Source organism: Chitinophaga sp. CCNWYY40, assembly GCF_037483205.1.
Classification (GTDB): domain Bacteria; phylum Bacteroidota; class Bacteroidia; order Chitinophagales; family Chitinophagaceae; genus Chitinophaga; species Chitinophaga ginsengisegetis.
In genome coordinates this window covers 116,529-128,381 of record NZ_JBBHLF010000009.1, presented here as the reverse complement: position 1 = coordinate 128,381, position 11,853 = coordinate 116,529, and the positions used below count along the sequence as shown (strand labels likewise).

The 11,853-nt window shown below is 50.0% G+C and carries 7 protein-coding genes; 6 read left to right on the top strand and 1 reads right to left on the bottom strand.

What is annotated here, in order from left to right:
• Position 1 precedes the first annotated feature (1 nt).
• The 4 genes from V7S65_RS30080 to V7S65_RS30065 all read left to right on the top strand — a co-directional run bounded on the left by V7S65_RS30080 (position 2) and on the right by V7S65_RS30065 (position 4,273).
• The gene (locus tag V7S65_RS30080; RefSeq protein ID WP_336389325.1) at positions 2-1,105 is read left to right on the top strand and encodes a glycosyltransferase family 2 protein; all 1,104 of its coding nucleotides are present in this window, start codon (positions 2-4) and stop codon (positions 1,103-1,105) included.
• Positions 1,106-1,206: 101 nt separating this feature from the next.
• Positions 1,207-1,962 (top strand): type 1 glutamine amidotransferase domain-containing protein, encoded by a 756-nt coding sequence (locus V7S65_RS30075; protein WP_336389326.1) that lies wholly within the window; start codon positions 1,207-1,209, stop codon positions 1,960-1,962.
• Positions 1,963-2,031: 69 nt separating this feature from the next.
• A complete protein-coding gene (locus tag V7S65_RS30070) occupies positions 2,032-3,039 on the top strand; it encodes an LLM class flavin-dependent oxidoreductase (RefSeq protein WP_336389327.1) in 1,008 nt (335 codons plus the stop codon).
• 163 nt (positions 3,040-3,202) lie between these two features.
• On the top strand, positions 3,203-4,273 hold the full coding sequence (locus V7S65_RS30065; protein ID WP_336389328.1) for a 3-oxoacyl-ACP synthase III family protein: 1,071 nt from the start codon (positions 3,203-3,205) through the stop codon (positions 4,271-4,273).
• Here the strand turns inward: V7S65_RS30065 and V7S65_RS30060 are convergent, their stop codons facing one another.
• Positions 4,274-6,220 (bottom strand): lectin-like domain-containing protein, encoded by a 1,947-nt coding sequence (locus V7S65_RS30060; RefSeq protein WP_339546898.1) that lies wholly within the window; start codon positions 6,218-6,220, stop codon positions 4,274-4,276.
• A 128-nt stretch (positions 6,221-6,348) separates the two neighbouring features.
• Between V7S65_RS30060 and V7S65_RS30055 the strand changes: the two genes are divergently transcribed.
• Positions 6,349-6,774, top strand: a complete 426-nt coding sequence (locus tag V7S65_RS30055; RefSeq protein ID WP_336389330.1) for a hypothetical protein — start codon at positions 6,349-6,351, stop codon at positions 6,772-6,774.
• 44 nt (positions 6,775-6,818) lie between these two features.
• Positions 6,819-11,852 (top strand): DUF4132 domain-containing protein, encoded by a 5,034-nt coding sequence (locus V7S65_RS30050; protein ID WP_336389331.1) that lies wholly within the window; start codon positions 6,819-6,821, stop codon positions 11,850-11,852.
• Position 11,853: the final 1 nt, after the last annotated feature.

Below are 11,853 nucleotides of genomic sequence, written 5' to 3'. Positions count from 1 at the left end.
TATGTTAGCGGTTCCTGATTCTATCGATATTATCATTCCTACTTTCCGGTTGGATGAGCAATATTTGCTTCCCCTGATTCATTTGCCGAAACCAGGTGGATGGCAATTTAACTATTACATTATTGCGGATAATCCGGGGGTAAAGCCCGGAGCGGAATTGCAGCGGCTGGCGAAAGAGGGCGTAATTCATCTTTTTATAAATTCTGAAAACAAAGGTCCGGGTGAAACCCGTAACAGGGGCATTGAGGAGGGAAACGGAAGCTGGATTCTATTCCTGGATGATGATATTGTGGCGGACAGCGACTTGTTGTTACAATATGTAAAAGCGACTAAAGAGAAAGCAACTGCGATTGGTTTTATTGGATTAACAGATTTTCCTGCACCGGTAAATGCGTTTACGCGGGCGCTGGATGCAGCAGGCCTCACCAGTATTTTTACTATCGCGAAAAAAAAGGAGCAATTCATGTGGGGGGTAACGGCTAACATTATGTTTAAGCGGAGCGCATTGCAGGATTTGCGGTTTTCCCCGATGTTGTCGGCTATTGGCGGAGGAGAGGACATTGATCTTGGGGCCAGGGTAAGTATGTTGCATGGTACGCAATTTATGTGTGTTAAGGAAGCACGTGTTACGCATCCGTGGTGGAACCATGCGCAACCGCATTTCGATCGCTTTACCCGTTATGGTGCAGGGATGGCGTTGTTGCTGCCGCGGTTTAAAAAATTTACCTGGTATGCGTTTCCTAATCCCATAGAAGGATGGGTGCTGGCATTGCTTTGTGCGCCTTTGTTTTTTATATTTCTCAGCTGGCAGAAATGGCTGATCTTTTTAGCAGCTATTCCGTTAATTGACATGGGTATTAACTACGTAAGGGCTGCCGGCATGGGGTATCGTGAATTGAAAGTAGCGTATTACATGACGTTGTTGCGGTGCAGTACAGAGTGGGGTATGTTTAAAACCATGATAGGACAGGGTAAACCGGCGTATTTTATGAAGCGGATCAATGTTGATTTTACGCGTCCCCGTCACTTCCGCACCAACCGGTGGCGGATCACCAAGCTGGTCATCTATCTTATATTACTATCGTTATTGATCTTTATAAAATAATAAATTCCTATTTACCTGATTGTTTGTACCAGCACTAACAGCAGAATGCTTTTTTTGTTATCTTTCTTTTTAAGTTACTGCCTGCACATAAACGTTCATGAATGAAGAAGGTACTGGTGCCACTACCTGATTATGGTTTCGATCCCACCGAAGCGGCTATACCCTGGTTGTTGCTGACGGCAAAGGGATACGACGTGCAATTTGCCACGCCGGGCGGTTACAGCGGGATGGCGGATCTCCGGATACTGAGGGGAGAACAGCTGGGTATGTGGAAATGGTTGTTGCAGGCGCGTGAAGATGCGGTGATGGCTTATCACCGGATGTCGAACAGTGAATCTTTTTGTACCCCTTTAAAATATACCCAAATCCGTCCGGAGGAATATGACGCGCTTTTGCTGCCTGGCGGCCATGATAAGGGCGTGAAGGTTTACCTCGAATCATCCCTGTTACAGGAGGCCGTTGCTCATTTTTTTATGGCGCAGAAGCCGGTGGGCGCTATTTGTCATGGTGTGGTGCTGGCTGCGCGAAGCAAAGACCCGCGGACGGGGTTATCCGTTTTACATTCCTATAAAACCACTGCCTTGCTGGCCAGCCAGGAGCGCATGGCTTACCATCTTACCCGGTGGTGGTTAAAAGATTATTATCTCACGTATCCTGTTACTGTACAGGCCGAGGTGACGGCGGCGCTGGGCGATCCCACGCAGTTCCTTTCCGGGCCGCTGCCTTTGGCCCGGGATGATGCCCAACATCCGGAGCGGGGATTTACGGTACGGGACCGGCACTATCTATCTGCCCGCTGGCCGGGCGATGCGTACCGTTTTTCCACGGAATTTATACATATGCTTGAGCATGCTTAACAGGGGTAAGTGCTTACCTAAAGTATATCACCCCGTTTCGGTGGGCCGCAATGACCTAAATTTGTAACCATGAGTAAGCATGGATTAAGACGGCCGCTGTCGGTTTTGGACCTGGCACCGGTAACAGAAGGAAGTACGCCTGCAGATGCATTCCGGAATAGCCTGCGGCTGGCACAACACGTAGAAAAGTTGGGATATAAGCGTTTCTGGATGGCTGAGCACCACAATATGGTGAGCGTGGCCAGTTCGGCTACAGCGGTATTACTGGGATATATAGCCGGTGGTACCAACACGATCCGGGTAGGTTCAGGCGGTATTATGCTGCCGAACCATGCGCCGCTGGTGGTGGCCGAGCAGTTTGGCACCCTTGCCTCGCTCTATCCCGACCGGATTGACCTGGGCCTGGGAAGGGCGCCGGGTACCGACCAGGTAACTGCGCGGGCATTGCGCCGCGACCGGCTTGGGGCGGGGCATGATTTCCCGGAGCAGGTACAGGAATTACAACAATACTTATCGTACGATAACCATACCAGCGCTGTGAGGGCGATACCTGGTGAGGGCCTTGATATCCCGATATGGATACTGGGTTCCAGCACCGACAGCGCTTACCTGGCTGCGGCTATGGGTTTGCCCTATGCCTTTGCGAGTCATTTTGCACCCGCACAGTTGCATGCCGCGCTGAAAATATACCGGCAGCAATTCAAGCCTTCTGAATTTTTGTCTGCTCCGTATACGATGGCCTGTGTAAACGTAATTGCGGCGGATACCGATGCAGAAGCCAACCGGTTGGCCACCTCGTTTTACCAGTTGTTCCTCGGTATCATCCGTGGTAATCTGCGGAGACTGGGCCCACCGATAGACAGTATGGAGGGAGTGTGGAATGAGTATGAGGCGGCGCATGCACAACAGATGCTGAGTTGTTCCTTTATTGGTAGTTCCGCTACTGTGCAAACAGGCTTGCAGCGTTTCCTGGAAGAAACACAGGTAGATGAGCTGATGGCTACTGCGCACATTTACGACCAGGACACACGGCTTCGGTCGTACGAATTATTGAAAGGAATCGTTGATAATTTATAAGTTAAGTAAAGAACAATATTAATAATGGCGCTGTTTTTGACAGCGCCTTTTGTGTTTACGGGCTGGTGAAGGTTGGGAGGGTGTATACAGGGTAGCTTTTTATTGTATCTTTATGTAATGGGTTGTCAGGTGGCAGCTTAAAAAACGATCTATGGTTCAGACAATGCGAACAGTTATAACCGGTACTGGTAGCTTCATTCCTGCCAACAAAAAACTAAATAAAGATTTTTTGCAACAGGAATTCTACAGTGACCGGCAGGAAAGAATCCCATCTGAGGCGGCAGACATCATCCGCAAATTTGAGGAAGTAACGGGGATTTCTGAACGCAGGTATGCCGATATAGATATGAACGCCACGGAGATGGCAGTAGCGGCGGCAGTAGCAGCTATAAAAGATGCGGGAGTGGACCCGGAAACGCTGGATCAGATTATCCTGGCGCATAATTTCGGGAATGTATTAACAGATACGATTCAGTCGGACGCGGTACCATCGCTGGCTTCCAGGGTGAAGCAGGCATTGGGTATCCGCAATCCTTCCTGTATACCCTACGATATTTTGTTTGGCTGCCCGGGATGGATCCAGGGATTGATCCAGGCAGATGCGTTTTTTAAAGCAGGACTGGCGAAGAAGTGCCTGGTGATAGGAACAGAAACCCTGAGCAGGGTGATTGACCGCTACGACCGTGACAGCATGATTTTCAGTGATGGCGCAGGCGCCGTGATTGTAGAGGCTTTCAAAGACACGGAAGGTACGGCAGGAATTATCAGTGCGAGCGCACAGTCGTACGCGATGGACGAGCTCAATTATATTTATATGGGTAAGTCGTATGCACCGGAAGCGGATAAGCGTGTACGTTATATCAAGATGCTGGGTCGCAAGGTATATGAGTTTGCACTGAAGCATGTGCCGGAGGCAATGAAGGCTTGTTTGGACACAGGAGGTGTGAACATTGCAGATGTAAAAAAGATCTTTATACACCAGGCCAATGAGAAGATGGATATTGCCATCATCAAGGCTTTCTACTTATTATACGGTATTAAAGATATACCGGTGGATATTATGCCTATGAATATCCACGAGCTTGGCAACAGTTCTGTGGCCACGGTTCCTACTTTATTTGACATGGTACGTAAGGGGCATATTGCCAACCAGGAGGTGCATGCCGGCGAAGTGATCCTGTTTGCTTCTGTGGGAGCGGGCATGAACATCAATGCGATTTGCTACCGGATGTAATTATCGTATAAGCGTTACCGTACCTTTTTTGCTGAAGCGGCGCCCGGTGTAATCCACGCCCTGCACCATCCATACGTAGGTGGCGGCGGGAGCAGGGCGCCCCTGCCAGTTTCCGTCCCATCCGCCGGGGAGGTCGGCGCTGCGGAATATTTCCTGGCCCCAGCGGTTCCAGATACAAAAGAAATCCAGTTTGGGTACGCCTGCGGCAATTACGCGGAAGATGTCGTTGCGCCCGTCGTTGTTGGGAGTGAATGCGTTTGGTACGTAGAATTCCGGTCCTTCATACACTTTTATGCTTACGTCATCGTGGTCCTCACATCCCTCCGGGGAGGTGAGGGTGAGGCGGTATGTCTGGTCCTTTTGCAGGATGGCGACGGGGTTGGGTATGTAGGGATCATTGAGGCCGGTGGTGGGCGACCAGGCATAGCGGATCCGGGGATTGAGCCATTCCGCCTGGAGTTGCAGGGGCTGGCCGCTGGCAACGATAGTATCTTTCCCGGCCTGTGCGAATACGGAAGTAACCCTGACGGGAACTTCCACTTCGGGCGAGATGCAGCCGTCGCTGCTAACGGCGTATAGCCGTACGGGGTAGTAGCCGGTATCCGCGAAGCGGAAGGTGCCCTGTTGCTGCAACAGCGTGTAGCCGTTGCCGAGGTCCCAGTGCCACCGGCTGATGGGCGTGGCCGGTGTGAGGTTGGTTCCTTCAAAGCCGGTAGGAACGCCCAGGCACACATCTTCACCCCTGCCGCTTACCTGCGGGGTGTTGCTGACCAGGACAGATTTGGTGGCGTTGCTGCCACAGCCCTGCGCGGAGGTAACCGAGAGTTGTATTTGCCGGGTACCGGGTGTGGTGTAGGGCGCTGTTGGTTGCTGACCGATAGCGGTGGTGCCATCGCCCCAGTTCCATTCCCATTTCTGAAGTGTTCCAACGGTGATGGTAGTACGATCTTCCATCTGCATTTTGGCATTGAGACAAAGTGGGTCGGGGCCAAAGTCCACTACCGGGTACGCACCTACGGTGAAAGGCGCTTTTAAGGTGTCGGACATACAGCCGCTGTTATCTTCAATCACCAGTTTTACTTCATAATGACCGGCCGCAGGATATACGTGAGCGGGCGGCAGGGGAGCGGTGGAAAGGGTTCCATCTCCCAAATCCCACCACCAGCGGGTGATAGAGCCGAAAGAGCTGGAATTGTCCCTGAACTGGATGGGAGTACCATCGCAGAAAATCTGCTGGGGATTGAAATTAAATTCCGGGCGCAGGGCGGCGCAAAATTCCTGTTTGTTGGTGCTGCTGCCTGTAGATCCGGCAAAGCCCCAGAACACGCTGGGATCCCCGCCGAAAATATCGTTTACAATGTCCTTATCGAGTGTGAGGCGCAGTTCATTATCCACGCTTATTTCCATATGCTTTGTTGCCGCGTCCCACCGGATGCGGAAGAGATGCCAGTTGCAATCTTCAATATTATCGCTGTTGGCCAGCACAGTTACCGGTGTGGTAAGATTGCCGGTGGGATCGCTGTGATCCGTAATGCCGTTCATCTGTATGGCGATATGATCATAGGGAGGGTCATTTTCATCGCTGTTTTGCCAGGTATCGATAATGATACCGAGAGACGGTGAAATGCCTTTAAAACCGATGCCCTGACCGGTACCGCCGAGATTCGTGCCTTTGGTTTGCAGGATGAAACCAATACCATCTGCACCGGTTGCATCTTTACAACCCAGGTTTACATCAAACACATAATTAAACGACTGGTTGAGGTTGATCTTGTTTTTATTCCATACGGTGCCGCTGGTGAACTGCTGATCCGGTGTGAGCACATAGCAGTTGCACGTACGCTGGGCAGCTGCGCCATTGAGTATGTATGGCAGGGCTGTCTGACCCGTGAGTAGGGAACTTTTCAGCAGCAGTAGACCAGTGATCAGGCATAGTATTCTTTTCATGTCGGGGAGCCGGGCAGCGGGACAGATTGCCGGTAACAAGTTACATTCTTAGTGATTAAGATCAAAGCATAATTATTGGGCGACATAGGTTTTTCCGTTAGATTTGCCGGACCCAAAGAGACGGAGACATGCAAATTACGATCAGTGTAAAACAAGCCGGCCGGAAACATGCGATTATAGACAGGCAGGTACTGGAAATAGACGATATAACGGATCATCCGTCACTCCGCGAATTGCTGATGGCGGTGGTGAAACAACAGGTAACTGCGTATAACAATAAGCTGCCGGAGAAAAACCTATTGCCCTTCCTTTCCCCGGAGCAAACGGACGACCTTGCCGCTACGGGTAAAGCCGGTTTTGGCAGTATTTACAACGAACATAAAGCTGATGCGGAAAAGGCGCAGACTACAGCCTTACAGGCATTTGAAGACGGCCTGTTTGCGGTGTTTGTCAATGATAAAGAAATAGAGAATTTAACAGCCATTTTTTCGTTAGATAGTCTCACAATTATTACCTTTATCAGGTTAACCTTTCTCGCCGGAAGCATCTGGTAAAGAAAAATTGTTTTAACCCGTCAACGTTTAGTAAAAGACCTTTTATGGATGCAAAAAAGTTCCTGGAGAGCCGGGAAATCCCTGACCATTTGAAAAAAATGGCAGAGGAGCTGGAAGCCATTAATGCCAACAAAATTACCCATCCTTTGTTAACGAAAGAGATGGCCGCACTGGGATTACTGTTTTTACTGGAATCGCCGGAAGAAGAGAAAGACCACTCTTTTGCTTACCGCAGAAATGTAACGTATAAGGATACACGTTATAATCTTATCGCCTCGCTGCTCCCGGCAAATCACTGGAATGATCCTGCCGCATGGAGTTTACTTGTTTATTTTTTTGGAGAAGAAAAGGCGGCCTATGTAAAATATGCGTGGGAGCGGATTCCTTACCAGATGTACCAGGTAAGTTCGGCCCGTCGTTCTTTCCGGGCGCCGCATGATCCGGAAGTGTATTTTGTAAACCAGTTGAACTTTATTATTCATGCTGTACCGCAGGCTTCACAAACTACGTATGCGCCGGTAGTGAAATTTAACTGTTTTGATTTGAGCGTAGTGGAGCAGGTGCGCTACGACCAGGAACTGCAAAGTCATCAGCTGTACCGGGTTTGGGCAGCAGCCATTGATCTTGGTAATGATGCGTTGCTGCAGGTGATGGAGGATATTATTTTTAATAAAGACAGCATTGGTAAAGTTACGCGGGCCATTATCAAAGCGTTGCTGAATAGTGAAAAACAGCCTGCATGGGTATTGGTAGAGAAGTTGTTACTGGCCGCACAACGGCAGGAAGGGCTGCGGCAAACCATCCTGGAATCGCTGGATGAAACAGGTATTGGTGCGCTGAAGTATATGACGAAAGTGTTGCTGGATAATAACATGACCCGTTTTTCTTCTGTAGTGCGTGCCGTGGATGTATGGGCCGGCCTCGGCTGGGAAGCGGAGAAAGAAACCACCGTGAAGCAGTTCCTTGAAAAAGCGCATATATACCTCGAAACACCTGCGCTGATACCGGAAGCCGTGCAGAGCAAAAACAACATGGAGGTATACATGGCACTGTGGGCGCAGGGCGTACTGGATGTGCAGCTGACAAAACCTTACCTGGATGAGTTGTTTACCAATGGCACTACAGAGAAGCGTTGCCTTGCGCTGAAGTTTGCAGGAGAAACAAAATATTATAATATAGACATGCCCCTGTTTTACCGGGCATTGGAAGATAAGGAAGAAGTGGTGCTGGGCATGGCGCTGACAGGTATTAATTTGCTGATCTATAACCGTGGAGAGCATTACGATAAATATTTCCCGGAATTATTTGACCGGCTGCATGCTATTGTCCAGCGCAGCAGCGGCAAAGAAAAAACGTTTACCGGCCAGGTGTTTTCGTGGATGAATGTGGAGTTCGACCGCAATGCGGCATTGCAGGTGATGACGCACCTGGTGCTGGACCGGCAGGACCGGTTGGATACAATGTTGCTGTATTTTGATGAGATGAATGTTTCACTGCGGCAGCAGCTGACGCATCTTACCTTTCCTTATCATGCGGCCTGGGGCTGGAATGAGCAGACTGCGAAAGATGCCCCGGAACTGACAGCGTTTCAGCGGAACTTTGCGATACGCCTGTTGAAAGACCGGGCTGAACTTGTGGTGGATGTGGCTTTCCGGGCATTGGGGAAAGAGCAGTTTACCACGGAAGAGATGGCAGTGTTTATAGAGTTACTGAAAAGAAAGAGCGCCGGCGGCAGGAGCAAAGCCATTGCATTGATTTTACGGCAGCCGGAAGCGGTGATAGCGGCGGTTACCACGCAGTTGCTGGAAGGAGACACCGAGCAGCGTTTAGCCGGACTGGATATTGCTGTACAGCTGAAAAAGGCAAACTGTTTAACAAAAGAAATCAACGATTGGCAGGCATCTTTCAAGGAAAGAAAAAATATATCGCAGCGTGAAGAAGTGTTGTTGTCACAATTATCTGCGGAGAATGAGGCGCTGAATTTTACAGTGGAGAATGGTTACGGCTTATATGATCCGGCGCTGATATCGCCGGTGGTAGCGCCTCTAGTAAAGACCGATGATTATTATGCGCAGTGTTTGCAAACCGGGGAGTTTGGTTTTTCCAAACCCATAGCTGCTATACAACAGGCGTTGGAAGCGTTGTACGCATTGATATTGTCGCATGGCGATTACGAATATGAAGTGGAGCAGTATGATGGGAGTCGTGCCAAGGTGTTGCTGGCGAATGAATTTAATAAGAACAAACCTTATAGTTACCGCTTTGAAACACCCGAAGCGGAGTATGCAGCTTATCCGTTGCCGGAGGTGTGGGAACAGTGGTACCAGGCCAACAACATACAGTCACGGGATTTGTTTTTGTTGAATACGCTGATGCTGGAGCAGCAGGAGCAGGTGGCAGCATGGCAGCATTTAACGGATGTTTTTTATCCTGCTGCAGAAGTGATGTTACCGGCTGCCGCGAGAAAGCAGCATCCTTATAAATGGTCGAATCCAGTGTTGCGGGCGCTTACGGCGTTGCAGCTGATCCATCCTTTTGAAGAACGAAATGCGTTTCTGCTTGGCGTTGCCAGCAGGCTGTTTGCGTCTTTTACGCCGGAGGTGTTTACTTACCGGTCGGATGGTACAACCTATCCGTATGTGCGTGGCGGGTGGCAATTGCTTGCCGTGTTGAATAAACCTTTGGAGTTGGTGAGTTCCCGCCTGGCGCCGGAGCTGATAAACGATTGCTGGCAGCTGTACCACTGGCGGCAATTTACAGGATTGCCGGATAGCGCGGGTGATCATTTACCACCGCTGGAGGTGTTCTGTTATGCTTACCAGGCAGGGCTTGTCAGCGAGAGTGAAATGTACCGTGGGCTGATCAGCAAGGAAAATATCCGGTTGTTATCGCAGGGTAAGCCGCATAAAAATGGGTTTGATTATTTTGAACAGTTTTCTTTCCTGGAAGCGATGTTTGTACGTATGCGCGAACATTTCCTGGACATAGAACTGAAGCGGGGTGATACACCCACGGCAGTAACGCAGTTTGTGCCGCAGCTCAAGCAGGTGTATGGTATTAGCCGGTTTGCGGAAATATTAACGGGACTAGGGAAGACCTCTTTATACCGGGGTTACATTTATACCTGGGGCGATACCTTTACGCGGCAGCAGCAGTTTAGTACATTGCTGAAGAAGTGTTATCCATTGCCCGGAGATACGCAGGACCTTTTTAATGCCGCTATGCAGCAACTGACTGTAACGGAAGCACAGCTGATTGAAGCAGCGGTGTATGCCCCGCAGTGGCAGAAATTTGTGAGCAGGTACCTGAACTGGAAAGGACTGGATGCCGCCATCTGGTGGATGCATGCGCATACCAAATCGTCCGGTGCGGCGGAACAGAATGCAGAGGCAGAGAGTGAGATAGCGCGTTACAGCGCGGTGGACCTGGCTGATTTTAAGATTGGTGCTGTTGACAAAGACTGGTTCCTGAAAGCATATAAAGAGATAGGGAAAGTGCGCTGGCAGGTAGTATATGATGCCGCCAAATACATCAGTGATGGTAATGAGCACCGGAGAGCGCGTTTATACGCTGACGTTATTACCGGGGATATTAAATTAAAAGAAGTTACCCAGAAGATAAAAGAGAAACGCGACCAGGATTACCTGCGGATGTATGGCCTGATTCCGTTAAGTAAAACCAACGCCGGTAAAGATGTGCTGGGACGTTATGAGTACCTGCAGCAATTTAAGAAAGAGAGCCGGCAGTTTGGTGCGCAGAAGCAAACCAGTGAGGCGCTGGCCATTAGGGTAGCGCTGGAGAACCTGGCCCGCAATGCTGGTTACGCCGATCCGCAGCGACTAACCTGGGCGATGGAAACCCGGCAGGTACAAGGGATTTTATCAAAAGAAACGCAGGTGAAGTATGATGATGTGACCATCGGGCTGGTGATTGATGACACCGGTGTGGCCGATGTGATAGCCTTCAAAGGAGATAAGGCCCTGAAGGCAGTTCCTCCGAAATATAAGAAAGACGCAAAAGTAGAAGAACTGCATGATTACCGGAAGATATTGAGGGAGCAGTTCAGCCGGTCGAAGAAATCACTCGAAGATGCGATGGTACGGGGCGATGGATTTTTATATTCAGAACTGGCTAATTTATTTGATCACCCGGTAATTGCGCGACATTTAGAGAAGCTCGTGTATGTAGCCGGAGAGCGGCATGGGTTTTACCACAACGGTGTGTTACATACACCGGGAGGAAAGGAATTTGTTTTGGCAGAAGGAGATGAGATCCGTATTGCCCACAGCGCAGACCTGTACCGGTTGCGTGTATGGAGTGACTACCAGCGGTATCTTTTTGAGAAACAGTGGCAGCAACCATTTAAACAGGTGTTCCGTGAGCTGTATATTCCATTGGCAGATGAGCTGGCGGAGAAATCTATCTCCCGCCGTTACGCGGGGCACCAGGTGCAGCCGGCTCAAACCGTAGCGTTGTTGAAGAACCGGCATTGGAAAGTGGACTATGAAGAAGGGTTGCAGAAAGTATTCCATAAAGAAGGTTTTGTAGCGAAGATATACGCGATGGCTGATTGGTTTTCGCCTGCAGATGTGGAGCCCCCTACACTGGAGACCATCATATTTCATGACCTGAAAACCGGGAAGCCGGTGGCCTTTGAGCAGATCTCTCCACTGATATTCAGTGAGGTGATGCGGGATATTGACCTGGTGGTGAGTGTAGCGCATGCCGGCGGGGTGGATCCGGAGGCTAGTCATTCGTCCATTGAAATGCGGAGTGTGTTGCTGGCGGAAACGCTGCGTTTGTTTAAGGTAGATAACGTGACCATCAGTGGCAGTCACGCGCGGATCAAAGGGCATCACGGCGAATATAGCGTGCACCTGGGTAGCGCTGTGGCGCACCAGCTGCCGGGAAAGTACCTGTCTGTTTTGCCGGTGCATTCGCAGCACCGCGGCCGGATATTTTTACCGTTTATAGATGATGACCCGAAATCGGCCGAGCTGATCTCCAAAGTACTGTTGCTGGCGAGAGATACTGAGATCCAGGACCCAACAATTTTGTCGCAGTTAAACATGAACTAAC